This window comes from Microbulbifer maximicatervae (SeqCode) (assembly GCF_052467695.1).
The window spans coordinates 591,456-617,154 of record NZ_CP174320.1 but is presented as its reverse complement, the minus strand read 5'-3'; the positions used below and the strand labels follow the sequence as shown (position 1 = coordinate 617,154).

Genomic DNA, 25,699 nt, shown 5'->3' with positions numbered 1-25,699 from the left:
AAGCGGTACTGGCCATGGGCTAGCATACGCTTTACTTCCATGTAAAAAATTGTCTTTTGGAATTGATTATTATAATCGTACCAAATTCGGGCGAGCAAGAAGAACTTGTTTGATTTGTGGGGTAGTTCCACCTTAATTAATTAAATTCGGCTAGCAGGTATTTCTGCCAGCCGAATGGAAATGCAGCTAGTGATAATGTAGCTCTGTCGCCTTTCCTCGGAAGACGTAATAAGAGAAAACGGTATAGGCGAGGATGACGGGAACTACTATTACCGCACCCACAAGAATAAATTTTAATGAGGCGGTGGCACTGGCTGCCTGCCAAATATTTAGTTCGCCGGGAACAATATCAGGGAAAAAGCTGAAGGCCAGGCCGATAAAGCACATCAGGAAAATAACGACGACTGTAAAAAAAGGAACCGCTTTATGTCTATCTGCAGGCTTAGGCATTCTCGCCAACAGAACATCATTGGAGACAAAGGCAATAAAGCACAGGGTGGGGACGAGTAGTACAAACATAACCAGAGGGTAGGTAAACCATCGGTCGAATACGGTTGGGTTTACCAGTGGATTGATGGCCGATACCGCAACCACCCCAAGCAGGGTGGCCCGCCCTGCGTAACGGGTCCATGTGGTCGCTCGTTTTTGCAGCTCCGACTCGGTTTTAAGAACCAGCCAGGCGCCGCCAATATAGGCGTATGCGGCGGTAACTCCCAGAGCGCTGAGCGCTGAAAAAAGCTGTGCAGACCAGTCGGGCTTAAAGCCAATCACGTACTGCCCCAGCATGTACCCCTGCGCAAGGCTGGTAATAATAGACCCCGCTTTAAAGGTTCGATCCCAGGTTAGCTTTTTGTCGATGGCAGCTTTTGCACGAAAGTCGAATGCCACTCCTCGCATGATTAGCCCGACCAGCATAATGGCAGCTGGTATATATAGATGCATTAACACCAGGTTGTGTGCGATTGGGAATGCAATCAGGAGCAAACCGATTGCCAGCACCAGCCAAGTTTCGTTGGCATCCCAAAAGGGGCCAATGGATGCGATCATGGTATCCCGCTGCGATTCCTCCTCTTCTCCCATGGGGAGCAAAATGCCCACACCAAGATCGTAGCCATCCAGAATTGCGTAGACTATTACCGCCAGGCCCATAAGGGCGACAAAGGCGACAGGCAGCCAATAGGCCGCTGCAGAAGCGCTACCGGTCATTTGCCCTCTCCCTTGTCATTTTTCTCGGTATCTTTTGGACGGTTGGTTAAGCTAGTGCCAGCGAATAGTTCCTGAGTTTCAAACTCCTCGACTTTTACAGACTTCAGGGCCATCACTTTCAGGGTTCTTATGTACGCATAGAGCAATATCACATAGACAACCAGATATAGGGTTAGGGAAAAACCGACATGGGAAGGTGGCACTGGAGTAACAGCATCGGCGGTTTTCAGTACTCCTGTAACGAGCCAGGGTTGGCGTCCAATTTCTGTGACATACCAACCGGCCAAGGTGGCTATCCAGCCGGAGAATGTCATCGCGACCAGGGTTTTAAGCATCCAGCGAGGCAGCTCACCTTTACGCAATAGATAGACCCCACCCCAAGCGGTTAGCAGCATCAATATGCCTATGCCGACCATAATGCGGAAGGCGAAAAATACGGGGGCTACCGGTGGGTGATTATCGGGGAACTCATTAATTCCTTTGATCTCACCATCCCACTCATGGGTAAGGATAAGACTGGCCATCTTGGGAATGCCGATCGCCAAATGGTTGGTTTTCTCTTCTCCGTCAGGTATCGCAAATAACAGTAGGGGTGCGCCGCGCTCTGTTTCCCAGACCCCCTCCATTGCGGCGACTTTTTGCGGCTGGTGCTCAAAAGTGTTGAGTCCGTGTAAGTCACCCACATAGATTTGAATCGGAATAAAGATGGCAGCGAGAATCAGTCCTGTTTTAAGGGCGAGCCGGGGCGCGCGTTTGGGGTCTCCTTTAAGAATCCGATAAGCGGAAATCCCCGCGACAAAGAAAGATGCCGTCAGACCCGAAGCCAGCAGCATATGTGTAAGTCGGTAGGGGAAAGAGGCGTTAAAGATAATTTCCATCCAGCTTGCCGGGTAGGCGACCCCATCCTGTAAATCGAATCCGGCAGGTGTTTGCATCCAGGAGTTGAGAGCGATAATCCAAAAAGCGGATAGAGTGGTCCCTGTTGCCACAATAAAGGCAGATAAAGTATGTATTTTGCTTGGCACCTTATTAATGCCAAACAACATAATGCCGAGAAAGGTTGCTTCGAGAAAGAATGCAGTAAGTACTTCGTATCCGAGAAGCGGGCCGGCGATATTGCCGACCTGGGCCATAAAGCCGGGCCAGTTTGTTCCGAACTGGAATGACATAGTGATGCCACTCACTACGCCGAGAGCAAATGTCAGGGCAAAGACTTTTACCCAAAAACGATATGCGCGCATCCAGACCGGATTATTAGTTTGGTCGTAGCGTAATTTAAAAAAGAAAACGATCCACGCGAGTGCGATGGTGATTGTTGGAAATAGAATATGAAAGCTGATATTTGCGGCAAACTGTATCCTGGAAAGGATCAGGGTATCTAGCATGAGAGCCTCTGCTGGTCTGAGATCTTTGAACCAGTGAGCCGATTAGCACCTCCTGTGCTAATCGGCACTGCAAGAAAATATAGAGGCAGGTGTGTGTTCCCGCGTATACAATCCTGCAGGAGCCGACTTTGGATCGGCAGCGGCACAGCCTTGTGCCGTTTTTAATCCAGCACTATGGGCTGCTGGATTAAAAATATGCCGGGGCTTTTAGCCATGGATTTGGCCCTATGGGTTTCTCCCCGGAATAAGTGCTTCAGATGAAGGTGTTATTTCGCTTTGAGTGCAGCGGTATATTCCTCGTACTAGCGTTTTTTTCGCTAGTTTGAGGTGTTCTGTCCACCTGTCATCTTACTTTTGAGTTCCAGTAGCTTGACGATACCGGAGCCTAGCTTCATCAATTTAAGCAGGTCCTGGTGTTCTAGTTTGCTGAGTGTGTTGGCAAATTCTTCGAGTAGCTCCAGCAAGCTGTAAACTTCCTGGATTTTTTCCTGTGCCTGGGCATCCAGCTCATCTTGGGGTTCATTGAGCAGCAGCTGGCGAAGCAGACTTAATGTAGGGTCGAGCTCTCGCTTGCGGCGCTCCTCGAAGACAGTGCGAGCGAGGTCCCAGATTGACCCAGCTGCAGTGAAATAATCTTTGCGATCGCCCGGTTGATGATGCAGCTCAACCAAGCGCCAGGCCTGTAGCTCTTTGAGCCCCATACTGACATTGCCACGACTGATCTTCAGGGCCTGGGCCAATTGCTCGGCATTGAGTGGCGTGGGATGAATGGTGAGTAGGGCAAACATTTGCCCGACCGTGCGATTGAATCCCCAGCGGCTACCCATTTCACCAAAGTGCAGTACGAATGCCTGGGCTTGACTCGATAGTTTCATTTACTTCTTAAGTTTCAGAAATTTCTGAAAATTGTAAATGTAAATTGATCTATGTCAATCACCAATTTAGAAAATAATGTGAGGCCAGCGAAAGGCTCCCTGATTCTGATCTGGGGAGAGGCTGGTTATATGCTTAAGCTACTTTTGGCTCTTTTGTACCAGTTGTCGGGCACGATAAAGCCTCTGCTGGCTTCGCCATTTTTATCGACGGCGGCGATGCACAGGGGGTGGGTAAAACTTTCGGGCAGCAGTGCCTCTAGCAATTGATCGGCAGTCATGCCGGTGGTGCTGCTCTGAGGCGCCAGCCAAGCTTGCTTGGGGAGCGCTAGCCACTCGAGAGCACTGCGGTTTGCCTGGCTCAAGGAGAATGACCGAAACTCAGATAACGATACCCACCAAAGATCATGACTGGAGGGCCGGTGAAGTGTATCCAGCGGTTTGAATAGTCTCCCGGGCATTAGCGCCCACTGGCGATCTATCTCTAGGCCGTACTCTTTCAGCATTGATTGAACTGCCGGCATTTCAATCAGTGGCAGTTGATGATCTGCCATTCTTGCCAGTTTGATATCCAGTCGGTCCTTGATTCCAGGCCCCACCCAATGGATATCGGTAACCTGGAGATAAAATTTTACGGCAATTTCCCAGTGTTCACACTGGTTGCTGGGCAGGTGTTGCACGACGAAGTCGAGTTCCCCCAGTGTCTTGCCGCCGGACCTTAGAGGGAGGTTTTGGTAGAGCAGCTGGTAGTCGGGATGTTTGTCAAAGGCAAATGACCAGAGCCTTTCAAAGTAAGTGCCCAAGCGGTTGTTGGGTTTGTTGAGGCTGAGTTCCTGTAGGTAATTATCCAGTTCAGGGGAAAGTGCATTTTTTACTTTCGGGCAGGAAAAGTATTCCAGTAGGGACTTTCGTCGCGTGGGTAGAAGCCAGGGGAGTTGGTTAGCTGCACTAAAAGCTGTAACGGAGTCCTCGCTAGTGGGAATATCCGAACTTCCCACGGACCACATTAAGTTGTCCCAATTATCTACCTGTCCGCTTTTCAGGGAGGAAATCATGGCCTTCTGTATCGTTTCCTGAGTCATTAAACTTCTGTATATTGCTAAAATACAAGACAGATTGGTGAAGTCATCTATGATTGCTTTACCATCTGAACTAAAAATAATAATTACACTTATAAGAATCGATCCGAGCACCAAAAAAATCAGCGAATTACCGATGTCGAAATAAGTCCCCTGGCAGTGAAGTTTCTGCCTTGATTTCGTTATCCATCTCCAGTGCCAGCTTTATTCTGGGAGTTGATTTTGGTCGGGTATTTTTCTTACAGTGACTGATACTGGAGAAAATCATGGAATCAGGTCCCCTTATTTCGATCGGCTTGCCTATCTCGCTGTTTATCATCATGGTGGGAATAGGGATGACCCTAACTGCCAGGGATTTCCATCAGGTAACGGTAAAGCCCATTGGCCTTATTATCGGAACTTTTACCCAAATTCTCCTGATGCCAGCTATAGCAATTGGCCTCTGCTGGGGATTAAATCTACCACCGGCCATTGCTGTTGGCCTAGTCATTATTGCCGCCTGTCCGGGAGGCACAACATCGAACCTGTTTACCTTGATGGCTCGCGGTAACGTGGCGCTTTCTATTGTATTAACAGTTTCTGCCAGCCTGATTACTATTGCCAGTTTACCGCTTTTCGCAAATTATGCGCTTCGAACTTATTTCGGCGCTGACCAGACTATAACTCTGCCATTCGCCAGTACAGTGGTGATGTTATCCAGTATTGTCCTCTTGCCTGTTGTGATAGGGATGCTATTTCGCGCCTGGAGACCGCACCTGGCTCGCCGCGCAGAGGGAATAGTCAGTATTTTTGGCGGGGTTGTATTGCTTGCACTGGTAGCAGGCCTTATCTGGGGAATTCGCGATCGCCTTGCAGACTTGATGGTTCAAGCTGGACCCTCGGTCATTCTATTGAATCTCTGTGGTGTGCTATTGGGGCTTCTTATCAGCCGGGTTGCTGGCCTGCCAAAGCGGGAAGGGGTTGCGGTTGCAACGGAACTCGGTATTAAAAACAGTACCATCGGAATGATGGTAACCCTCACGCTCTTACACTCGAGTGAGATGTCCGTGCCCTCAGCAGTTTACGGCGTATTGATGTTCCCATCTGGCGTTCTTTTGGCGTTATATGGCCGCCGTGGCGCAACGAAAAAACTGGCCTCTGAGACGGAAGGAGCAGGTGAAGTAGGGTAGTAAATGTTGCATTTACCGAAAATTAGACCATACCTTTACTAATGAGGGTGTGGTCGATCTCGGAAAATTGTGCTCGCCTATACCAATTTCTGTTACTGCACTATGAATTTCAATAATTCTAATGTGCGGCCACGGATTACGGAATGTCCTTTTTAGGTATATGTCTTAAACCAGGTATTGAGTTGTCTCAAACTCAGATTGTAAAGTCAATATGTTCAAGGGTTTTACGGCGAAGCGCAGCAAGAAAAATACAATCAATAACAACCTAAAATTAGATGCTCTGGTTTGGAAGAGAATATTGGAGCAGTCGACTCTCAGTGGTAATGATTCTGGGGTAGGTAATGCGGCTAAACACAGTATTGTTGTTTCTCTGACTAGCTATGGAAAGCGAATCCATGATATCCATTTGTGTATCGAGAGTTTATTTCAGCAGTCGCTAAAAGCGGATTTAATTGTACTTTGGCTGTCGACCAAAGAATTTCCAGATTATATGTTGCCCAATATTTTAATGAGGCAGGTGGATCGTGGGTTGAGAGTTGAATTTGTTGATGAAGATTTAGGACCTTACACAAAGTATTATTACGCGCTTCAAAAATTTCCTGATAGCCTGATAGTCACGGTGGATGACGATATCCTCTACCCGATGGATACCATCGATATGCTGTATCAGTCATATTTAAAGTTCCCGTCACATATTTTCTGTCATCGAGCTCACAGGATAGGTGTTGATAAAAAAGGCAATATATTGCCTTACAATAAATGGAGGACAACGCGGGAAACTTGGAAGTGCAATATGAATATCAAACCTTCTTATCGCGTTTTTCCTACTGGAGTTGGTGGTGTTTTATATTATCCCGGCTCTTTACATCCCGATGTTCTGAATAAAGATAAGTTTTTGGAGTTATGTCCTAGTGCGGATGATATCTGGCTTAAAGCCATGAGTATGAGGCAAGGAGTCCGTTGTGCAAGAGTGCCAGATGTTCGTTTCTGGAGGGATAGGTTTTTAACAATCCCTGGGTGTCAGGCTAGCGGCTTGAAGAAACAAAATTTAAAGGGAAAGTGTGGTAACGATAAGAAAATACACAGAGTATTCTCCGAATATAATTTATCTCAGTTACTGTTAGAGTGAATAGGCACTGCTTTATCTAGAGGTAATGTAGTTGTCGCACTCTAAGGTTGATATTTGGCTTTCAGTTTAATCTCAAACTGCTACCACTTATAACGAAATCCTAATTCCAAGCCTCCGGAAAAACTATTCCCCAGGTTTTCCAAACTGCTGCTGTAATAAATTTCTGAATAGATAGAACAGTGATCACCGCACTCATCGTAGCTCGCGCCCAGGCGCAATTCACCGTACCAGGTATCAGGTTTTTGACTGAGTCGGGTTTCCGATACGAGTAAATTAGTCCTCTGGTCGATATTGTAAATAAGGCTCGGAGTTGCGAACAGAGAGAACCTTTCCAGGGGAATTGAGCCATACATATTGCGACTGCTCTTACGCTGGCTCTTGCGCTTTTCAAAGATGGTTCCCAAGCGTAAGAGGAAGCCATTGTTATTGATATCTGTAGCTTGTACTGCATAGATATCCTGCAAGTTATTGGCTTCCTCCGAGGTGTAAATCAATTGCGCATGGGGTGTCCAGGAATAGTAATCATGCAGTTTAAAACTCTTGCCGCCCTCGATAGACAAGGCGTAACCAAATGCTTCATCGCTATTATTGAGTTCGCGCAGTGATTTGGCATCCATTTCAAAGTCAAACCAATTTAGCTTAAGTTGACTATCAATAAAAATGCCATCCAATCCATACCAGGTGACAAATGCGCTGACGCCGTAGTTACTCGCATCGATTGAGCCATCACCAAAAAATGAACTCACATCGTTATTTGAATCGCCGTAGTGCAAAGCGGCGCTGCCAATAAGTTGGCTTCCAAATACGGAGACTTGTATTGGTAAATCAAAGCCCACTTGTACTTGATAGTAAGTCTGTTTCCAGTTTGCACGGGTACTGGACTCATTGGGGTCAAGGGTAATATGCCGGGCAGAGTTCCTGATCCAAAGTCCACGATTATCAATTGCCTGCTCTTGGGCATCGCTATACTCGCTACTGGCCAGGTCCAAATAGCTTGTACCTACCCAATAGCGATTACCCAGGCGGCTGCGCAGTGAAGAGGGAATATTGAGTGTTCTGAGAATTTGCGGGAGGGCTTCGTAGAGTACTGCAGTAGGTTGCCAGCGGATCATTCCGCCTTCAGGAAATACTGAAGAGTTATCCACAGTTGAACGCAAATACCAGCTGCCATCATCACTTCCTCCTGCGCCGTTCTGGTGCAATGTGTAAGCATAGGCTCCACCTATCACTGCCTGCTGATCATCTTTACTGACAAAGTCCCCTGCCAGAGTGAATTGTGCATTTGATTCGCCTTTGACGGAAACCACCTTAATACCATTGCCCTCTGTCCGCTTTCCTTTACCTGAGCGGTTAAAGACAGAGATAGTGGTGGTGCCAGAGCTGTCTCCTTCCACAATTAGTTGATCGCTCTGTGAAAAATCATCTTCAAGGACGGCGTCTACCCATAGGCGCCCATTATTAGAGCGGTATTGCCCATAATTTCCATTATCGTCTTTGGCTATGGTGAGGGTGTTGAACCTATTGTTGGATAGATCAATGGTTCCACTATTGGATACATCTCCTGAAATTACATAACTGTCGCTATCAAAAAATGCCTGTCCACCCCAGCGAATATCCAGGCCGAGGGAATTTCCTTCCGAATCGAGACCTCCTCCGACAGCTAAACTCCCAGTGAATGTCATTTTGGAGCTACCCCAGATAACGACTCTTTCCCAGTTGTTTAGAAGAGTCCCGTCAACGGAATAATCCAGTTTAAATATTAAATTGTCGATTTCTCCATCATTTGCACTTAGATCATCACCACCATCCAGTATCACGTCTCCATCGAAAGAGTGTGAATCTATCAGGAGGGTGTCCGATCCGGAGCCGCCTCGAATTTCGTTGCTGATGCCCTCATCCCAATAGATGTAGTCGTCGCCGTTTCCGCCATCCAGATAGTTAAAAATGAACCCTCCATCCAAGGTGATGGTATCGTTGCCTTCTCCTCCCCAGACGTGAAAGGACAGTCCATCGAGTAGAATCAGGGTGTCATCTCCATCGCCCCCATGAATGCCTCCTCCCCCCAGGTAATTCCCTACATCACTGGAGCGTTCATCAAGGGTAATCGTATCGTTGCCAGCACCACCGTCGGCAAATAAGGTAACAATTCCTCCCGTGATAGTAATTTCGTCATCTCCCTCTCCCGCAAGTACATTTTCCGCCGTTCCACCGTTAAGAATGATGGTATCGTTGCCGGCATAAGTTTCTATGTCCACACCATCGGGGTCATTGTCTTCGTCACAGGTGATTTCATCTGCGGCAGAGGTGCCACTATTGCCGGGGTTGCATTGTGCTGGAGAGTTGCGGCTAAAAATAAGCAGTGCAGAAAGCGTCATAATGAGTAGGAATATTTTTACGAATCCTACAGAAGAAAGCTGGAAACCAGTTTTTTTGGGGGACACAGTTATTCCTTTTATTGTGCCAGATAGTTGCAATACCGATTAGGTTTTTAGCGGCAAAGTTATAGTTGGGGACAACGCAGCTCGTGTGTGAAATAACTTCAAATTTTAAGCGTATTCGCTGTCGCCCAACTGTATGAAATTTCTCCGATAACTAAAATTTAATACCCACCCCGAAATTTATGATCCAGGGGTTGTAGTCAAAATGGGCATAGAGGCGATCCCTTCCCAATTCAGTGGGGAAGTCGATAGTGGCATCGGTGTCTGCCAGGTAATAAATCGCGGATGCGTTAAGTAGTAGAGGATATCTCCAGTCGCGGAAATCAAAGATATAATCCAGGCCGGCCTGCAGCCCCCAATCCCACGAGTGCCCCATATTAAATGATCCCGGTGCGACCGAGAGCTCTGAATCTATCAGGTATTCGTTAAACTGGCGGCTGATTTCAACGGTGTGGAAATTGGTGTAATTGATTCCTGCACCGATATAGGGGCGAGCGCGATAGGATGGGTCTAAGAAATACCAGTTGCCGAAGACCATTGTCGTTGTAGTGCTAAAGTCGCCGAGCTGGATTTGGTTTCGCCCAGGGTTGCCGGTGAAATTATCCAGTTTTGTACCATAGCTGGCGCCATTAATATGCATTAATTCTATGCCCCAGCGATCGCTGGGCCGCCACACTCCAGATATTTGCCATGCATGGGTCGAGTCGATTTGCCAACTGCTGTTGTATAAATCCCATTGCTGTAAAACTCTATATTTAAGCGCTGTGCCCTCATCGTTTGGCTGGACATAAGTCAGGCCAAAACGAACAATAAATTCACCCCATTCGATATCACGCCAATCATCCTGGGCATGGGTCGATAGTGCTGAGAGAGTGAGAAGTAGAGTAATAATTCCTTTATTAATTCCTTTTGCGGTCATCTCGATATCCATCTTTGAAAATCCGGACACAGGCAAAACAGCTTATCTGCCATAGGTGGCTTTGGTTGATAATTATTGGCAGTGCATGGGCCAAGTACCCCAAAAAGTAGCAGGACTGAAAAAGGCCGCAGGGAATTTTTCAAAATTTGAGGCCTAAATTATCTAGCCAGGTTTACAGGGAGAAGGGAATTTATAAGGAGAGAAAGAATAATGCGCTTGGTGCCTTTGGGGGTATAAGTGTCTATTCGGGTTTACAGGGAAATTTCCACTGCGAGTCTTGGGTGCAGTGTATTTTTTCCCTCTTTTCCAGTGATAAGGCTGGGCTACGGGAGATTACCCAGGGGCACTTTTTCCAGATTGCGGGCGTATTCCAGGAACTTCTGTGCTGCTGGTGATAGTGGACGTGATTTGCGTCGAGCTAAATACCAGTGGGTGACAATGGGAAGCTCTTCGACATCGAGAATTGACAAACCTGCACGTCCGCCAAATGCCAGGGTATGCTCCGACAATATAGAGACCCCCAGACCGGACATAACCGCGTGCTTAATGGCTTCATTGCTCTCAATGGTCATGCGGAGCTTGAGGTCTACATTGCGTTTGCGCAGGAACTGTTCAATGGCATGGCGTGTACCGGAGCCCTCTTCCCGATGTAGGAACTGACATCCTGCAAATTCTTGCAGGGAGATTTTCTTGCGGGAGGCCAGTGGGTGCTTCTCAGGCGCTATAGCCAGTAAGCGGTTAGGTAGAAACTCCACCAGCTCCAGGTCCTGGCTCTTTGGAGGGTGGCTGAATACGTAGAAGTCATCTTCATCCTCACCGGTGTAATCAATGATCTGTTGGCGGTTGCCCACCCTGAAGTGGATATCCAGTCGCGGATGCTGCTGATAAAACTCCCCGATCAGGTGGGGGATAAAGTATTTGGCGGTGGTCACTACTGCCAGTTGTAAGCTGCCGGTATCCAACCCTCGCAATTGGGCCAGTTTCAGGTCCAGATACTCGTAACTCTTCAGGATTTCCCGGGCACTTTCTACCAGGGTTTGCCCGGCCTCCGTAAATTGCAGTTGCCTGCCCACCGAGTAATACAGAGGTAAACCCACCGCATCGGAGAGTTTGGCCAGTTGCATCGATACGCTCGGCTGGGTTAGGTGCAGTTTTCTGGCTGCGGCGCTGATATTGCCCAACTCATAGACACAGAGCAGGATCTCCAGTTGTCGAACGGTTCCAATGCGGGCATGGGCACGAGTTAGGGGCACAAAATCACCTATATAGGTTTTGGTTTATAGTTTACATAATAAATATCTATTTTTATCTATCAATAGCAATTCCGATAATGCGTCAATTTCAATAACCAGTGGGGGCATTATCAATGCAGAGATCACAACTCTTCTTTGGCGCGGTTGTCGGCTTGTTAGTTTTATGCGCAGGCTTATCAGTAAATCTTGCCGGTATGAACGGGGTTCCCTTGATGGCTGTAGGCCTAGTGGTGGTTCTGGCCAATGCTGCTTACTGGATGATGGCGCAGCAAACCCCGAAACGCATACGTATCTCCAATAATCGCTCCAGACAGCGCCGGGGACAGCGATAGAGATGCAGTTGGATATTGTTGTTGGTTTCTTTCTGCTGGGCGCCTTTGCCCAGCTGGTTCGCAGTGACCTGCGTTTACCCCAAGGTCTTTACCAGAGTTGCGTTATCTTCCTGCTAATCGCGATTGGTTTGAAAGGTGGTGCTGCTTTAAGTACGTATTCCGCTGCTACCCTGGTTCCCCAGTCCCTGGCGGTGGTGGCTTTTGGTGCTCTGTTACCCCTGGTGGCTTTCCCTATCTTGCGCTGGATTGGCAAGTGGTCACGTGTGGATGCGGCGGCAACGGCGGCGCACTATGGGTCTGTCAGTGTTGCCACCTACGCGGTAGCGGTGGCCCTGCTACAGTCACAGAATATTGAATACGAAGCATATTTCCCTCTATTTGTAGCGCTTCTTGAAGTCCCGGCAATCATTGTCGGCATGCTGTTGGCACGGCAATCGATGGGCAGTTCGAGCAAGCGCCGGGTGTTTCACGAGGTCACCTGCAACCAGGGAGTACTGTTGCTCCTGGGGGGAATCGTTATCGGAGCCTGGGCTGGAGAGCGCACCGCTTCAGTAATGCCTTTGTTTGGGACCCTGTTTCATGGCATATTGGCGCTCTTTCTGCTGGAAATGGGGCGTGTCGCTGCGGCGCGGTTGGCCGATGTTAGAGGGCAGGGTGCTTTCCTGCTCAGCTTCGGCATTTTTATGCCGCTGATTGGCGGTGCCGCTGGCGGTATCTTGGGGAGTTTGTTGGGTTTGTCGCCTGGTGGTATCTTTCTGCTCGCGGTGCTCGGTAGCAGTGCCTCTTATATCGCTGTGCCTGCGGCTATGTCCGTTGCCCTGCCGCAGGCCAATGCTAGTGTGTCCATCACTTTGTCCCTGGCAGTTACCTTTCCTTTCAATGTGCTGGTGGCGATTCCCGTCTATCTGGCGCTCGTTCAATATTGGAGTTAATCGCAAGTGAAGCCGATTCCCTTTGAAAAAGTCACTATCGTAATGGGTTCCCGCTCAGATTGGGCCACCATGAGCAACGCGACTAAGCCTCTGGAAGAGCTCGAAGTTCCCTTTGCTACTGCTGTGGTTTCGGCCCACAGAACTCCCCAGCGTATGGTTGAATTTGCCAGCCGTGCCCACGAATCCGGTACCGAAGTGATTATTGCCGGCGCCGGCGGCTCCGCCCACTTACCGGGTATGATCGCTGCTTTGACTCCCCTGCCTGTGATCGCAGTGCCGGTTGAGAGCCGTTTTATGACGGGTATGGACAGCTTGTTATCCATTGTGCAGATGCCTCGCGGTGTGGCGGTAGCAACCCAGGCGGTCGGTGCTTCCGGTGCCTACAATGCAGGTTTGATGGCTGCGCAGATGTTGTCTTTGGCTGATGCGGAATTGCAGAAGCGCCTGATCGCATGGCGTGAGCGTCAGACCGAGCAAGTCCCGATCACGGTTGAGTGATAGGAGATCGTTGTGAGTAAGAGACGAGTTGCCATTATTGGCTGTGGGCAGTTGGCACAGATGATGGCTCAAGAGGGGCAACCCCTCGGAGTGGAGTTCAGTTTCCTGGCTGAGACCGGTGAAAACACCGACTGTGTGAAGGGGCTGGGGACTATCGTGAAGATGGAACCGGGACAGGACCCTGAGGCCTTGTATCAGGCACTGGGACGCCCGGAAGTGATCACCAGTGAGAGGGAGCAAGTGAGTGTGGACTTGCTGCGCTCTTTTCAGCCCTTTTGTCCGGTATATCCGGACCCGCATATTACAGAGAAGGCCCAGCACCGCTTGCGTGAGAAGCGAGCACTCACAGACTCTGGCCTGCCTGTTGCACCTTTCGCAGCAGCACAGGGTGAAAAAGAGCTGCGGGAAGCGGTCGACCAACTGGGATATCCGGCGTTTATTAAGAGCTGTGAAAATGGCTACGACGGCAAGAACCAATGGTGTGTGAAGAGTGCTGCAGACTTGGATGCTGCCATTCCCCAAGCTGGAGATCAGGAGTGTGTGGTTGAGGCTGGGGTGAATTTCGCCTGTGAAGTCTCCATTATCGGTGCTCGTTCGGCATCCGGTGAAATCAAAGCTTATCCGCTGACGGAAAACCGCCACCGCAACGGCACCTTACTGCTGTCCACCGCTCCCTACGACAACCCGGAGCTGCTCAAGGCCGCAGAGGGTTACCTGGCGACCCTGCTGAAGGACTGGGACTATGTGGGTGTATTGGCCGTTGAGTGTTTTGTCAGTGAGAGCGGCCTGATTGTCAACGAAGTGGCACCGCGAGTTCACAACAGCGGTCATTGGACCTTTGTCGGCCCTGAGGCCAGCCAATTTGCCAATCATATCCGCGCGATACTGGATATGCCCCTGGGCGATACTGCCTGCCCGGTGCCGGTTGCGATGGTCAATATGTTGGGGGTTGATGTAGCTCCGAAGCAGGATAACGATGGTGTTTGGCTGTACGGCAAAGCACTTCGCCCTGGGCGCAAAATGGGGCATGTCATTTTACAGGACCCGGATATGGAGCACCTGCGCCAGCGCAGCGAAAATATGATTGAAGAACTTTACGGCGAAAAGATTTAGTGCTTACTGAATATTGCGCATCGGGTTCTTGAACTTGAGTTTGTAGCCGGTACCCCGCCACATGGGAGTGCCGGCTCGATAAGCCGCCCGGGCAATCATATGGACACCAATTGGCACTGTAAGTAATAAGAATAAAATAGCGGCTATGGCCCTGGCTGTTACCTGAGCGTCACTAAAAAGAATTGCTACGCCCGCCAGCAATAATCCGCAACACACCGTAGCCCCTTTTCCCGATGTACTCATTCGAGTGTAAAAGTCCGGCATTCGCAGCAAGCCCAAAGCGGCGCTGAACCCAAAAAAACTGCCCACCAGAATTATCAGAGCGATAAAAATTTCATCAAATGTCATCATGATCCCTATGGCTGTGGGTGACTGTGCGCGAGCCGCTTTTTTCAATAAAACGGGCAAAGGCCACACTCACTAAAAATGCGACCAGGGCCAGGGCGATGGCAGCGTCCAGATACACGGGTTGTCCCGAGGCGATTGCCAGTAGTGCACAGTAGGCTACCGCCAAAATATTGAGAACATCCAGGGCGACAACCCTGTCTGCTAAGGTGGGGCCCAAAGCGATACGCAGGAAGCACATCACCAGGGCGAGTAATAATAGAAAGGAAGCAATATTGATTGCTACTGTGACCAGTGGCGAATGAATATCGATAATTGTGAGAAACATCAGGAAACAGCCTCCTTAACCCGTTTCTCAAATCCCTCCCTAATCTCCTCGCGAAAGGTTTCTGGATCACTGACAAACATAGTATGTACGATTAAGGCATCATTGTTGGGCGTGACATCCAATACCATAGTGCCCGGTGTCAGCGAAATTAAGTTAGTGAGAATAAAAATCTGGTTTCTATCGAGCCTCTCCATGGGTAGTCGTACTACCAGGGGCCGGCTTTGCAAGCGGGGCGAAAAGACTTCGTAGGCGGCACGCAGGCTGGATAAAACAAGCTCCTCGATAAAGAAAAAGAATAAATGAGCCAAACGGGGCAAGCGGGTAAAGTAAGTCTGTGCCCCGGGTAATATAGGTGAGACTCGCAGTGCCAAAAACCCGATCAGAAAACCAAAGAAAAAATTTGCCATGGAAGCATTGCCGGTCAGGGCTGACCAACTGATCGCGAGCAATAAATTTAATAGAAAAATACGCATTTCTATTTATCCATTCCAAAGTTAATGAGTGGTACCTGGTAACACGGCATTCAGGTAATCATCAGGCTCCAATAACTCTCCGGCAGCCCCCAGAGAGTATTCGATGAAAGGCTCGGGAACCAATCCCAAAGCCAAAGTGATTAATGCCAATAACGCGACTGGCAACAGCCGCTGGAAGCGCTCTGCGCCGCTGAGGCTATATAAATTTTTGCAGTGCTCCTGGGGGTGTGGCTTCCAGAATGCCTCTGCCCATATTTTACTCATTGAAAACAGGGTGAGCGCCCCGGTAATCAGTGCGACGGCAGCGACGATATAGGCGGCCTGGTCGAGGCTTGCTTTGACTAATAGCAGTTTCGCCCAGAATCCAGATAATGGTGGGAAACCCGCTAAACTAAATGCGGCGATAAAAAAGAAAGTAGAGAGAAGTGGGCTGGCGCGATATAAACCACCAATTTCATTGAGCTCATAACTACCCGTAAGGCGTTGGGCAGTACCGCTGATCAGGAATAAATTTGTCTTTGCCACAATATTGTGGACCATGTAGAACACCGATCCGGCCAATGCTAAAGGGCTGTTCAGCGCTAATCCCAATACCAGGAATCCAATCTGGCTGATGATATGGAATGCGAGTATCTTGCGGAACTCGTACTGTGCCGCTGCACCCAAAACTCCCGTCAGCATAGTAAGTAATGCAGCCCCCAACAAAATATCCCGGGTGAATTCCAAATCATTGGGAAATATTAAAGTAAAGGTGCGAATTAGCGCATAGACGCCGACTTTGGTCAGAATACCGGCAAATACAGCGGTTACAGCGACCGGTGGAACATGGTATGAAGCGGGCAACCAGAAAAATAGTGGAAATATTGCCGCCTTAATTCCAAAAGCGCAGATAAAAATAACTGCCAATGTCGAAATCGCGACGGGGTTTTGTACCTCGGCCAAAGAAATATGCAGCTGCGCCATATTAAGGGTGCCGGTGAGTCCATAAAGCAACCCGATAGAGGTCAGCATCAACAGCGTGGATACAAGGTTTAATGCTACATACTTGATGCCACCGTCCAGCTGTATTTTTTCCCCCCCCAGTACCAGCAGTGCGAAAGAGGCAATCAGCATCACCTCAAACCACACATACAAATTAAATAGGTCGCCGGTGATAAAGCTACCGCTAACACCGGCCAATAACAGTTGAAAGAAACTGTGAAAGCCAAGTTTCACCCGTTTCTCACTGATATCTGAAATGGCAAATAGAGAGACACACAAACCCACGATGGCACTGATCAACAGCATTACCGCACTGAGCCGATCGGCGACCAATGTGATTCCGAAGGGAGCCTGCCAGTCTCCCATTTGCCCAGCTTGAGGGCCCTGGCTTTCTACCAGGACAAGAATATAAAGGTTAATGCAAAGGGCGGTAAGGCACCCCAATATCGAAATACCAGAGCAAAGGTATCTACGGCCTCGAGCGGGAAATGTGATTAACGCCGTGGCGATAGGGATTAGGAATGGCAGGGCCAATAACCAACTCAAGTGGTCTTCTTCCTCTTGGGTTTCACAGGCTCGGCAATACGCATGCTATCCACATCCAATGTACCCAGCTCACGGTAAGCCTGGGCGATCAGGGCCAGGGCAAAGGCCAGCAGGCCGAAGCCAATTACGATCGCAGTTAGGATCAGGGCCTGGGGTAGGGGGTTGGCAACGATAATTTGTGGGGCTTCCTGGCCCTCGGGTACCAGGGGTGGTGAGGCGCGAGTCAACCGCCCGGCGATAAAAATTGCCAGGTTGGCGGCATTGCTAATTAGTACCAAGCCAAATAGATAGTGCAAGAGATGGCGGGCAAGCATCAAATATACGCCGGTAGCAATCAGAATACCGACGACAACGGCGAGGGGAGACTCCATATCAACTGGCCTCTTCCAAGGCAAAAATGAGTGTGAGAACGGCTCCGAGTACCGTCAGGTAAACCCCAATATCAAAAAACAAAAGATTGCTGATAATGATTCCGCCATCTTCCTTGCTGCCTACTATGGCAAACCACTGTCCGGAAAAGGGACCGTCTCCCCAAAATAGAGCCATCAATCCAGATAATCCGGCGATGACAACCCCCCAGGCGGCGAGAGTCCCTGGAGGTATGCGCAGAGCACTTTGTGCCGCCTCCATACCCCAAGCCATGGCAAATAAGGCAAAAGCAGAAGCGGCAATTAATCCAGCAATAAATCCGCCTCCGGGATAATTGTGTCCACGCAACAGCATATAAATGGAGAAGACCAAGATCAGGGCTACCAACACACGGGTCGCTGTCTGTAGGATAATAGAATTCACTGCTTGCCCCGTCTTAAATGATGACCGAGTAAGGTCACCGCAGCGACAGCCGCGGTAAACACCACAATAATCTCCCCGAAAGTATCCAGGGCCCGGAAGTCCACCAGAATGACATTGACGATATTGCGCCCATGAGCCTCGGGTACAGCAGCTTCTTTGTAAAATTCACTCACAGGGCTCTCGAATGGGGTTTGCAGAACCACCAGAATGCTAATGGTAAATAAAAGGCCAACTGTGGCACCCAGCAGTGCATCCCTGGGACGAAAGCCTTCCTTCTTGCCGGGAGTAAATACGGGCAGACGCGGAAGAATCGCAGCAATTAATACCAGGTAGAGTGTTTCCACCAGAATCTGTGTAATTGCCACATCCGGTGCACCAAAGAAGAGATAAATTAGAGCGATACCCACACCGAGAGCGCCGAGAGCGCAAATGGCGGTCAGAGGTTTACGCGCAAAACCCGCAGTAAATGTACCTCCTACCGTCAGCAGTATGGCTGCCCACTCTTTTAAATTAAGTCGTGGCGCAGTGTATTCCAGTGAGAAGTGGCCGGTATGAACAAAGGCATAAAAAAGGGCCATCGAGAGCGTAACAAAAATGACTGTGAGATAACGACGCATAATTCCATTTTGCAATATGCGTGTTTGCAGTGCGGCAAAAGCTTTTAATAGCTCTAAGGATTTATCCCACAGCAGATCGGCGCTAGTTGGCGCATGGGTAAAGTCCCAGTTTAACCAGGCACGCATACGTTTTAAATTGACATACATAATCACCCCGAGCACAAAAGTAAGAATGCTCATCAGGAGCGGAATGTTAATACCGTGCCAGAGTTTTAGGTCGATGGTTTCCGGAAGTCCGAGTATCGCCGTTAGTGCCGGTTCCACCAGTCCGCCTCCTACTAAGTCCGGGGCTAAGCCAAATGTGAGGCCGAAGGCGCTTAAAACTATTGGGCTTATCCACAAACCGGGAGCTGCCCGGCGAATACGGCTGGCATCTTTGGGGGGAGGGCCAAAGAATGGTTTGATGGCCACCATGCCGGCTACTGTCACCGTTACTGCATTGGCAAAAATTGCTGCTGTGCCCACCAGTGCGGGCTCTGAAGCTACCGCCAGTGCACCTTCATATTTAAGCTCTTTACCAATAAATCCAAGGAACGGCGGGAATCCTGCCATGGATAGGGCTGAAGCCAGTGCAGCTATAAAAGCAAAGGGCAATAATTTTGCCAGACCGTGCAGCCTGGTTAAATCCCGGGTACCTGTTTGCCGATCGATAATGCCCACCACCATAAACAGTGCGGCTTTATAAAAAGAGTGAACCAGCAAGAAAGTAATTGCAGCGGCGACGGCAGCTGAAGCATCAGAACCCAGAAACATGGTAATAGTGCCGAGGGCAATAACGGTGGTATAAGCGAGGGCCAGTTTAAGGTCTGTTTGACGCAGGGCGGCCAATGCCGCTACTGCGGCAGTGGCAATACCGGTGCAGGTTAAAATCCACTCCCAGTATTCAGTGTGAGCCAGTACCGGATGTAGGCGCGCAAGAAGGTAAATACCGGCTTTGACCATAGTGGCGGAATGTAGATATGCGCTCACAGGTGTTGGCGCCGCCATGGCATTGGGTAACCAAAAATGGAAGGGCAATTGTGCCGACTTTGAAAATGCTCCGATAAGTACCAGTATCAAGATAGGAAGATACAGTGAACTGGATTTAATTTGTTCTCCTTTTATTAACAACTCTTCAAGATCATAGCTATCGACAATCTCTCCCATTAATAGGAAAGCGGTTAGTAAGCAAAGCCCCCCTAAGGCGGTCACTAGTAAAGCCTGTAAAGCTGAGCGTCGTGCAACAGCACTGGAGTGGTTAAAGCCAATCAGGAGGTAACTTGCGACCGTCGTCACTTCCCAAAACACAAATAAAGTAATGAGATCGGATGCCAATACCAAACCCAGCATTCCGACCATAAAGAGATAGAGATAGAGGAAGAAACGCCGCAATAGTGGATTGCCGCGTAAATACGCAGCGGCGTAAATGGTGATAAAAAATCCGATACCGCTGATTAATAAGGCAAATAAAAAGCTGAGGCCATCAATATAGAAGCGTAGGGATACGCCAAGTTCTGGAACCCAGCTAATGCCAAAAGAAAACTCTCTACCAGCGGAAATATCGGGCAGATGAAAAAGCAGTGACAAGGCGATAATGGCCGGAGGGATCGGAGAAAGCAGGGAGATCCATCTTCCTGGCGTTTTTTTATCGCCATTGCGACTTTCCATGTCGCCTTCTGATTCCATTATTTTATCCCTGGTGACTCGATGCCTATATACAGCAGTTATTCACTGCCAAGTTAGTAGTTTAGGTGTAAACCAGAGATTGTCGCTTTTAGGGTGAGTAGTCTTGTGCTTGTGAATATGAACATGCCGGTTAGATAGAGTTTAATGCCTATTACGAGAAGCGGTATCTTAGAGCAGGTTTACAGCCCAAAAAGAATTAGTCTGTTGATAGATCACCTATTATCGAGGCAAGTCGAACCACAGTGCGATAAGATCATTTTCTGAAGCGGTTAATTCTATTTTTTCCCGATAAACTCCCAAGCCATCTCCCGCCACTAGCCGGTGGCTGCCATTGAGTTCGGCATTACCAGTGATGATATGCAGATACCCTGGTCGCTTTAGAGTATCCAATTTTAAACGTTCACCAGCGCGTAATTGGAGACGAAATAAGCTGGCATTCTGATGAATAGTTAGTGAATTATCGCGTCCATTGGGCGTTACCAATGGAGTTAATGCTCCAGTTTGAGTGATTGCCCTTTGTTCATAGCTGGGCTGAATATTTTTCCGGTTAGGTTGAATCCAGATTTGTAGGAATTTAAGGTTTTTAGTCTTTGAGTGGTTATATTCTGAATGAGTAATACCTTTACCCGCACTCATTCTTTGAATTTCGCCAGCGGGAACGACAAAGTGATTACCCTCACTATCCCGATGCTCGATAGCACCTTCCAAAATATAGGAAATAATTTCCATATCCCGATGTCCATGGGCGTCAAACCCGGCTCCTGCTTTTACTGTGTCATCGTTGATAACGCGCAGTGCAGAAAAACCCATGTGTTTTGGGTCGTAATAGTGTCCGAATGAAAAGGTATGTTTGCTGTCCAGCCAGCCAAAGCGGGCTTGACCGCGTTCATGTGATGGTCTGAAGTAATACATAGCAAGCCCCTATTAGTGCAGTAAGTAGAATGTTAGGGCTATGATAGTCTTCTGCGATATAAAGAAATATTGGATAAAAAGAAGCTTATTATTCGTATCAATAGAATACTCAGCCTTCCTCAGAGGTGGGCATATCTAAAGTAAGTAATCGAAGCTCGCCAATAAACTCCCTCGCCACGGGGCCTAATTTATCCTGGTCTTTAAAGTTCAGGTAAAAACTGCTGGAGCGCACTCCGCCATTTTTCAAGGGGAGTCGATTTAAAGTGCCATTCTCGAGTAGTGTTGAGACCATTGGCAAAGGCAGCCAGGCGAACCCCAGCCCCTGTACAATTAAATCCACGGATGCCCGTAAACTGCCCACTTTCCAGCGTTGCTCTGCCCCCAGCCAGCCGGAATCCCTATTGGTCTGCAGTGCGGAGTCCCGCACAATAATCTGGCGATAGGACTTCAAGTCTTCATAGCTCAGCTCGTATCCCAGCTGATGTAGTGGATGGTTCTTATGGGCTACAGCCACAAATTCGATACGACAAATCTCATCGTTGAGGGCATTCTTCATGCGGAAGGCGGAAAGTCCCAGATCTACCAGCCCCTCCTGAATCAACTCATTAGTGCCGGATAGTACGGTATCAACGATATCAATATTCACTTGTGGATAAATTGCGGAAACTCTCTCCAGAGCCTGAAAAACGACACTTTGGGGAAAGGCGCCATCTACGGCAATACGCAGCTCGGATTCCACTCCCTGGTTAAGGGAGCCGGCAATATCCTCAATACGTGAGACTTCATCCAGCAGGTATTGGCCCCGGCGTAGCATTAAATTACCGGCTTCAGTAATTACCACTTTTCTACCCGAGACTTCAAACAATTTTACGCCGAGTGCAGCTTCCAGATTGCTAACTGCATTGTGAATACTGGACTGGCTTTTGTGAACGTGGGAAGAGGCCTGACTAAAGCCGCCGGCATCTGCGACAGCTTTAAACATTCGCCACTGTTCCAGAGTGGTTTTTTGCATCTGGGTACTCTTTGAAGGCTGCGAAGGGCTGTTCCAAGGTTTAAGGAGCCTGGGGCAGCCCTGAATATCCTGACTGGCCCAGGCTGGATAGGCAAGGGTTTTTAGCTGCGGTTGTGAGAGCTGTTGTAATCGATTTCCGGCCCTACAGGTACAACCTGGGTTGGGTTGATCGATGTATGGCTAAAGTAGTAATGACGTTTAATATGGTGGAAATTTACTGTTTCAGCAACTTTCGGCCACTGGTATAGCTCGCGTACATAGTTACGCAGATTAGGAAAGTCCTCCAGTCGCTGGCGGTTGCACTTGAAGTGTCCATGATAGACAGCATCAAAGCGAATAAGGGTAGTGAACAGTCGCCAATCTGCCTCGGTAATTTCTGTTCCGACCAGAAAACGCTGTTCCCCTAAAATTTTCTCAACCTGGTCTAAAGCAGAGAATAAATTATAGTAAGCACTCTCGTAGGCTTCCTGGGTTGTGGCAAAGCCGCAGCGATAAACTCCATTGTTTATGTTCTCATAGACCAGTTGATTAATGGTATCTATATCCTGCTGCTTCTCTTCGGGGAAAAAGTCCTGTGTATCGCCGGTAATGGTATTAAACGCGCTGTTGAACATGCGGATAATTTCAGAGGACTCATTGCTAACGATACAGTTTTTTTGTTTATCCCAGAGTACTGGTACCGTCACCCGGCCCGAGTAGTCAGACTTGTTACGAGTGTATACTTGGTGCATAAACTGATAGCTAAACAGAGTGTCCCCGCTGCTACCTTCACCGACGTTAAAGTTCCATCCCTGATCGAGCATATCGGGGCTTACTACCGAAACATCGATATGCTCTTCCAGTTTCTTCAGCTTGCGGAAAATAAGGGTGCGATGGGCCCAAGGGCAAGCCAGTGAAACATATAGGTGATAGCGGCCAGATTCCGCTTTAAAGCCGCTGTCACCACTGGGACCTGCACTGCCATCAGCAGTCACCCAATTGCGCAGTTGCGCCGCTTCGCGCTTGAAGCTCCCACCGGAATTCTCGGTGTCGTACCACTGGTCGTGCCACTGGCCATTGACTAACAGTCCCATTTTTTACTCCACAATCGGTATTTTCTGGTCCAGAGGAATTTATTGCTTGGTGCTTTTGCGGTGATCCAAGCTGAAACGCCCGGCGCCATGGGCTGCCACTACCAAAAAGCCGCCGGCAATCGCCAGGTTTTTGAAAAACATCAAAAACTGCATCTGATCGCCCAGATTGTTATGGAACAAGGCGGCAGTAACTAAGCTAAAGCCAGCAAACGCCAAGGCGGTCAGGCGAACCTGGAAGCCGGCGACTAGTGCGAGCGCACCACCTATTTCAAACAGAATAACAAGGGGCAGCAGAAATTCTGGCAGACCGCCATAGGCTAGGTACTGTGCACTGCCCTCATAATTTTGGATCTTGTTCATTCCCGCCAACAGGAAGATCGCCGCCAAGCTGATACGGCCAGCCAAGTCAGCACTTGCGGAAAACAGGGAGCTGCCGTCGATATTGGCGCTTGTGGATAAAGTGGATGTGCTCATGGTATCGCTCCTAAAACTGTGAATTTTGCGCTACTCAGTAGTCGCTGCTGTGAGTAAGAGGCAGTTTACAGAGGATCGATAGAATGAAAATTGGTTAAATTCGACCAAACCATTCGAAAAAATAGAATGGTTGTTGAGCCTATCTTATCATTAGGCGCAATAGGGCCTTAGTTCAGAAATGGTAACCGATGCCCACCGAGTAAACCCAAGGGTCGATATCCACATCGACATTGATGCGGTCGTAGTCGTTATCTTCTGTACGGAAGCGAATTTTGGCCTTGGTATCGATGCTCAAGTACCAGATGGCCGCATTAAACAGCCAGTTGCTCTCTCGTCCAAAGGCAATATCTATGCCCACTTCCCCTGCCAGGCCCCAGGAATTGCTCAGGCTCAGGGATGCTCTTGAGTCTGCACCCAGGGCCGTCTCGAAGTAGTTTTGTGCCGTGCGGCTGATATCTTCATCGAAGAAATGGGTGTAGTTAATTCCCACACCAATATAAGGCTGTACCCAGGACTCGGTGCATACCGGATACCACTGTACGCTGAGGGTTGGGGGAAGGTGCTTGATGTCACCCAGGGATACCCGACCCAGTGGATCACCGGTATCCGGGTCCGGTAAACCGCGAACATCAAGATCGTGTCGGAAAGGTACAGCTGCCAGTAATTCCAGCCCCCAATGGTCTGCAAATAACCAGGTACCAGTGATGCTAGCGGAGTAGCCTGTATCCACGTAGACCCGGGTGTAGTCCAAGGGGGTGCCATTTAGGCGGAGTCTGCCAGAGTCGTCGTTTGGATCGACCGCAGCAGCGCCAACGCGAACGATAAAATCTCCCTTTTTATAGTCCGCAACCGACTGGCCGGTAAGCAATAGTACCGTGCAGAAAACTAATGTCAGATTGATCCCTTTCATGTCCAACTTTCCAGAGATTCGATGGAATATAAGTAGGAGAACTGATAGGGGTAGGAGAACCCTAATCTACTGCCAGATTATTAGTGTAGATGTCTTGGGGGATTGGGCATGTAGATGACAAAAGCGGTGGCGCAATATTTTATTGATATAACTCTAAAGATCTTTTCTGGGAAAAACTTCCTATTTCGTTAGGAAAAAATTTCAGAAGAAGAGTAATCATCGAATCGGTTAATCTGTTGGATGAAATTGCCCTGTATTATTGGATGTTTTTAGGTTGAAATCTCATCAGAGACCATTGATCAGTGTAATTTTCCTATTGCGTATTAAACACCATCAATGATCATATAAAACGGGATATCAGAGATTTAATAATATGCTTAAGATAATACAGGGAATAATGCAACTCACAGGGCGACTATCCCCCAAATTATCAGCAAATATAGCGATGTATATGGCCTCCCGGCCCAGGCACTATCCAGATTCAGAACGCGAGAAAGCGCAGTTAGCCCAAGCCAGGAAGATTACCTACCGGGGTGCTTTAGGTACAGAAAATACGGCCTGGTCCTGGGGTGAGGGCCCTGTAGTGATTCTTTGCCACGGCTGGGAGGCCAAAGCCGCAAAAATGGCCACTATGGCGATGGCAATTGCCGAGCAAGGCTTCCAAGCGGTGGCCATAGATGCTACTGCTCATGGTCACTCCGAGGGAAAGGTTTGTAATTTCGATATTATGGCGAAAGATATTTATTCTCTGGCCAGTCAGTTTTCGGAAATATTTGCCGTCGTCGGCCACTCGATGGGTGGAATGATGACGATGAGAGCACGGGAATTTGGGCTTAAAGCTCAATGTTATGCTGTACTCGGCTCACCGAGTGCACCTCTGCCGATTCTTGAAATTATGAAAAATTTGTTGAAGGTAAGCTCTGAAACTATAGAGATATGCCAAGACAAGATTGCCGACCAGATAGGATACTCTTGGCAGGAATTGTTACAGTGTAAAATGTATACCCCGGAAGAGACTCCGCTTCTGATGATTTACGATACTGAAGATGATGAAGTGCCGATCTTTCACGGAGAGAGAATTCACAAAACCTGGCCAGCAGCGGAGATGATCAAAATTAGTGGTGTGGGACACCGGAAAATAGTCTGGGATACCTCGGTAGTAGAGTCTGTGACGGATTTTTTGGACTACGAGAAGAGTAAAGAAAGCACAAAAGAAGCTGGTTTAGCCAAACTTGTAAGCTAGCGA

26 protein-coding genes are annotated in these 25,699 nt (G+C 48.6%); 7 read left to right on the top strand and 19 right to left on the bottom strand.

The genetic code is table 11. The annotated features are described in order from the left end of the window. Positions 1–186: 186 nt before the first annotated feature. The 4 genes from cydB to ACJJI8_RS02655 all read right to left on the bottom strand — a co-directional run bounded on the left by cydB (position 187) and on the right by ACJJI8_RS02655 (position 4,545). Entirely contained in the window at positions 187–1,206 is a 1,020-nt protein-coding gene (gene cydB, locus ACJJI8_RS02670; protein WP_444918195.1) for a cytochrome d ubiquinol oxidase subunit II, read from the bottom strand. Continuing rightward, positions 1,203–2,591 (bottom strand): cytochrome ubiquinol oxidase subunit I, encoded by a 1,389-nt coding sequence (locus ACJJI8_RS02665; protein ID WP_444934179.1) that lies wholly within the window; start codon positions 2,589–2,591, stop codon positions 1,203–1,205. The genes cydB and ACJJI8_RS02665 overlap by 4 nt, the downstream gene beginning before the upstream one ends. A gap of 317 nt (positions 2,592–2,908) precedes the next feature. After that, complete coding sequence (locus tag ACJJI8_RS02660) at positions 2,909–3,466, bottom strand: GbsR/MarR family transcriptional regulator (RefSeq protein WP_282931244.1); 558 nt, start codon at positions 3,464–3,466, stop codon at positions 2,909–2,911. Positions 3,467–3,591: 125 nt separating this feature from the next. Beyond that, a complete protein-coding gene (locus ACJJI8_RS02655; RefSeq protein ID WP_444934178.1) occupies positions 3,592–4,545 on the bottom strand; it encodes a DUF1853 family protein in 954 nt (317 codons plus the stop codon). A gap of 263 nt (positions 4,546–4,808) precedes the next feature. Between ACJJI8_RS02655 and ACJJI8_RS02650 the strand changes: the two genes are divergently transcribed. Both ACJJI8_RS02650 and ACJJI8_RS02645 read left to right on the top strand, forming a co-directional pair. Then, entirely contained in the window at positions 4,809–5,711 is a 903-nt protein-coding gene (locus tag ACJJI8_RS02650; protein ID WP_444892036.1) for a bile acid:sodium symporter family protein, read from the top strand. Between the two features lie 211 nt (positions 5,712–5,922). Beyond that, positions 5,923–6,840: a glycosyltransferase family A protein gene (locus ACJJI8_RS02645; protein ID WP_444934177.1), complete on the top strand. Its 918-nt coding sequence runs from the start codon at positions 5,923–5,925 to the stop codon at positions 6,838–6,840. An 80-nt stretch (positions 6,841–6,920) separates the two neighbouring features. Here ACJJI8_RS02645 and ACJJI8_RS02640 read toward each other — a convergent pair whose 3' ends face one another. The 3 genes from ACJJI8_RS02640 to ACJJI8_RS02630 form a co-directional block, all read right to left on the bottom strand. Beyond that, complete coding sequence (locus ACJJI8_RS02640; protein ID WP_444934176.1) at positions 6,921–9,281, bottom strand: autotransporter family protein; 2,361 nt, start codon at positions 9,279–9,281, stop codon at positions 6,921–6,923. Positions 9,282–9,432: 151 nt separating this feature from the next. Then, entirely contained in the window at positions 9,433–10,197 is a 765-nt protein-coding gene (locus ACJJI8_RS02635; RefSeq protein ID WP_444934175.1) for an OmpW/AlkL family protein, read from the bottom strand. Between the two features lie 323 nt (positions 10,198–10,520). Beyond that, the gene (locus ACJJI8_RS02630; protein ID WP_444896093.1) at positions 10,521–11,450 is read right to left on the bottom strand and encodes a LysR family transcriptional regulator; all 930 of its coding nucleotides are present in this window, start codon (positions 11,448–11,450) and stop codon (positions 10,521–10,523) included. A gap of 113 nt (positions 11,451–11,563) precedes the next feature. Here ACJJI8_RS02630 and ACJJI8_RS02625 point away from each other — a divergent pair, with 113 nt between their 5' ends. From ACJJI8_RS02625 to ACJJI8_RS02610, 4 genes are read left to right on the top strand one after another with little or no spacing between them, the layout of a single operon-like run. Beyond that, positions 11,564–11,782, top strand: coding sequence for a hypothetical protein (locus tag ACJJI8_RS02625; protein ID WP_444934174.1), 219 nt, complete (start codon positions 11,564–11,566; stop codon positions 11,780–11,782). Positions 11,783–11,784: 2 nt separating this feature from the next. Beyond that, positions 11,785–12,714, top strand: coding sequence for a sodium-dependent bicarbonate transport family permease (locus ACJJI8_RS02620; RefSeq protein ID WP_444934173.1), 930 nt, complete (start codon positions 11,785–11,787; stop codon positions 12,712–12,714). 6 nt (positions 12,715–12,720) lie between these two features. After that, positions 12,721–13,212 (top strand): 5-(carboxyamino)imidazole ribonucleotide mutase, encoded by a 492-nt coding sequence (purE, locus tag ACJJI8_RS02615; protein WP_282931253.1) that lies wholly within the window; start codon positions 12,721–12,723, stop codon positions 13,210–13,212. A gap of 12 nt (positions 13,213–13,224) precedes the next feature. Beyond that, a complete protein-coding gene (locus tag ACJJI8_RS02610) occupies positions 13,225–14,325 on the top strand; it encodes a 5-(carboxyamino)imidazole ribonucleotide synthase (protein ID WP_444934172.1) in 1,101 nt (366 codons plus the stop codon). Between the two features lie 3 nt (positions 14,326–14,328). On the opposite strand, the gene mnhG is transcribed toward ACJJI8_RS02610, so the two are convergent. The 12 genes from mnhG to ACJJI8_RS02550 all read right to left on the bottom strand — a co-directional run bounded on the left by mnhG (position 14,329) and on the right by ACJJI8_RS02550 (position 24,453). Beyond that, entirely contained in the window at positions 14,329–14,676 is a 348-nt protein-coding gene (gene mnhG, locus ACJJI8_RS02605; protein WP_444896096.1) for a monovalent cation/H(+) antiporter subunit G, read from the bottom strand. Then, entirely contained in the window at positions 14,663–14,998 is a 336-nt protein-coding gene (locus tag ACJJI8_RS02600) for a cation:proton antiporter (RefSeq protein WP_413663318.1), read from the bottom strand. The genes mnhG and ACJJI8_RS02600 overlap by 14 nt, the downstream gene beginning before the upstream one ends. Further along, positions 14,998–15,471, bottom strand: a complete 474-nt coding sequence (locus ACJJI8_RS02595) for a Na+/H+ antiporter subunit E (protein ID WP_413663317.1) — start codon at positions 15,469–15,471, stop codon at positions 14,998–15,000. The genes ACJJI8_RS02600 and ACJJI8_RS02595 overlap by 1 nt, the downstream gene beginning before the upstream one ends. A 21-nt stretch (positions 15,472–15,492) precedes the next feature. Further along, positions 15,493–16,998: a Na+/H+ antiporter subunit D gene (locus tag ACJJI8_RS02590; RefSeq protein WP_444934171.1), complete on the bottom strand. Its 1,506-nt coding sequence runs from the start codon at positions 16,996–16,998 to the stop codon at positions 15,493–15,495. Beyond that, positions 16,995–17,369, bottom strand: coding sequence for a Na+/H+ antiporter subunit C (locus tag ACJJI8_RS02585; RefSeq protein WP_444907269.1), 375 nt, complete (start codon positions 17,367–17,369; stop codon positions 16,995–16,997). Before ACJJI8_RS02585 ends, ACJJI8_RS02590 begins: the two co-directional genes overlap by 4 nt. A 1-nt stretch (position 17,370) precedes the next feature. Beyond that, on the bottom strand, positions 17,371–17,790 hold the full coding sequence (locus ACJJI8_RS02580) for a Na+/H+ antiporter subunit B (RefSeq protein ID WP_444915528.1): 420 nt from the start codon (positions 17,788–17,790) through the stop codon (positions 17,371–17,373). Next, positions 17,787–20,072, bottom strand: coding sequence for a hydrogen gas-evolving membrane-bound hydrogenase subunit E (gene mbhE / locus ACJJI8_RS02575; protein WP_444934170.1), 2,286 nt, complete (start codon positions 20,070–20,072; stop codon positions 17,787–17,789). The genes ACJJI8_RS02580 and mbhE overlap by 4 nt, the downstream gene beginning before the upstream one ends. Before the next feature lie 219 nt (positions 20,073–20,291). Further along, on the bottom strand, positions 20,292–20,984 hold the full coding sequence (locus tag ACJJI8_RS02570) for a pirin family protein (RefSeq protein WP_444934169.1): 693 nt from the start codon (positions 20,982–20,984) through the stop codon (positions 20,292–20,294). Positions 20,985–21,093: 109 nt separating this feature from the next. Further along, positions 21,094–21,996 (bottom strand): LysR family transcriptional regulator, encoded by a 903-nt coding sequence (locus ACJJI8_RS02565; RefSeq protein WP_444934168.1) that lies wholly within the window; start codon positions 21,994–21,996, stop codon positions 21,094–21,096. Positions 21,997–22,097: 101 nt separating this feature from the next. Beyond that, complete coding sequence (locus ACJJI8_RS02560; protein WP_444934167.1) at positions 22,098–23,069, bottom strand: glutathione S-transferase family protein; 972 nt, start codon at positions 23,067–23,069, stop codon at positions 22,098–22,100. A gap of 39 nt (positions 23,070–23,108) precedes the next feature. Continuing rightward, positions 23,109–23,543: a DoxX family protein gene (locus ACJJI8_RS02555; protein WP_444896104.1), complete on the bottom strand. Its 435-nt coding sequence runs from the start codon at positions 23,541–23,543 to the stop codon at positions 23,109–23,111. A 172-nt stretch (positions 23,544–23,715) separates the two neighbouring features. Continuing rightward, a complete protein-coding gene (locus tag ACJJI8_RS02550) occupies positions 23,716–24,453 on the bottom strand; it encodes an OmpW/AlkL family protein (protein ID WP_444934166.1) in 738 nt (245 codons plus the stop codon). Between the two features lie 373 nt (positions 24,454–24,826). On the opposite strand from ACJJI8_RS02550, the gene ACJJI8_RS02545 reads away from it, so the two are divergent. Continuing rightward, a complete protein-coding gene (locus tag ACJJI8_RS02545) occupies positions 24,827–25,696 on the top strand; it encodes an alpha/beta fold hydrolase (RefSeq protein ID WP_444934165.1) in 870 nt (289 codons plus the stop codon). The last annotated feature ends 3 nt before the right edge of the window (positions 25,697–25,699 follow it).

Excerpts from the sequence above, each read along its gene's own strand:
- ACJJI8_RS02655 (WP_444934178.1), bottom strand. The coding sequence starts at position 4,545 with ATGACTCAGGAAACGATACAGAAGGCCATGATTTCCTCCCTGAAAAGC.
- ACJJI8_RS02635 (WP_444934175.1), bottom strand. The coding sequence starts at position 10,197 with ATGACCGCAAAAGGAATTAATAAAGGAATTATTACTCTACTTCTCACT.
- ACJJI8_RS02560 (WP_444934167.1), bottom strand. The coding sequence starts at position 23,069 with ATGGGACTGTTAGTCAATGGCCAGTGGCACGACCAGTGGTACGACACC.
- mnhG (WP_444896096.1), bottom strand. The coding sequence starts at position 14,676 with ATGATGACATTTGATGAAATTTTTATCGCTCTGATAATTCTGGTGGGC.
- ACJJI8_RS02625 (WP_444934174.1), top strand. The coding sequence starts at position 11,564 with ATGCAGAGATCACAACTCTTCTTTGGCGCGGTTGTCGGCTTGTTAGTT.
- mbhE (WP_444934170.1), bottom strand. The coding sequence starts at position 20,072 with ATGGAATCAGAAGGCGACATGGAAAGTCGCAATGGCGATAAAAAAACG.
- ACJJI8_RS02645 (WP_444934177.1), top strand. The coding sequence starts at position 5,923 with ATGTTCAAGGGTTTTACGGCGAAGCGCAGCAAGAAAAATACAATCAAT.
- ACJJI8_RS02660 (WP_282931244.1), bottom strand. The coding sequence starts at position 3,466 with ATGAAACTATCGAGTCAAGCCCAGGCATTCGTACTGCACTTTGGTGAA.
- ACJJI8_RS02550 (WP_444934166.1), bottom strand. The coding sequence starts at position 24,453 with ATGAAAGGGATCAATCTGACATTAGTTTTCTGCACGGTACTATTGCTT.
- ACJJI8_RS02585 (WP_444907269.1), bottom strand. The coding sequence starts at position 17,369 with ATGGAGTCTCCCCTCGCCGTTGTCGTCGGTATTCTGATTGCTACCGGC.
- ACJJI8_RS02545 (WP_444934165.1), top strand. The coding sequence starts at position 24,827 with ATGCTTAAGATAATACAGGGAATAATGCAACTCACAGGGCGACTATCC.
- ACJJI8_RS02570 (WP_444934169.1), bottom strand. The coding sequence starts at position 20,984 with ATGTATTACTTCAGACCATCACATGAACGCGGTCAAGCCCGCTTTGGC.
- ACJJI8_RS02595 (WP_413663317.1), bottom strand. The coding sequence starts at position 15,471 with ATGCGTATTTTTCTATTAAATTTATTGCTCGCGATCAGTTGGTCAGCC.
- ACJJI8_RS02555 (WP_444896104.1), bottom strand. The coding sequence starts at position 23,543 with ATGAGCACATCCACTTTATCCACAAGCGCCAATATCGACGGCAGCTCC.
- ACJJI8_RS02650 (WP_444892036.1), top strand. The coding sequence starts at position 4,809 with ATGGAATCAGGTCCCCTTATTTCGATCGGCTTGCCTATCTCGCTGTTT.
- cydB (WP_444918195.1), bottom strand. The coding sequence starts at position 1,206 with ATGACCGGTAGCGCTTCTGCAGCGGCCTATTGGCTGCCTGTCGCCTTT.
- ACJJI8_RS02665 (WP_444934179.1), bottom strand. The coding sequence starts at position 2,591 with ATGCTAGATACCCTGATCCTTTCCAGGATACAGTTTGCCGCAAATATC.
- ACJJI8_RS02565 (WP_444934168.1), bottom strand. The coding sequence starts at position 21,996 with ATGCAAAAAACCACTCTGGAACAGTGGCGAATGTTTAAAGCTGTCGCA.
- ACJJI8_RS02620 (WP_444934173.1), top strand. The coding sequence starts at position 11,785 with ATGCAGTTGGATATTGTTGTTGGTTTCTTTCTGCTGGGCGCCTTTGCC.
- ACJJI8_RS02600 (WP_413663318.1), bottom strand. The coding sequence starts at position 14,998 with ATGTTTCTCACAATTATCGATATTCATTCGCCACTGGTCACAGTAGCA.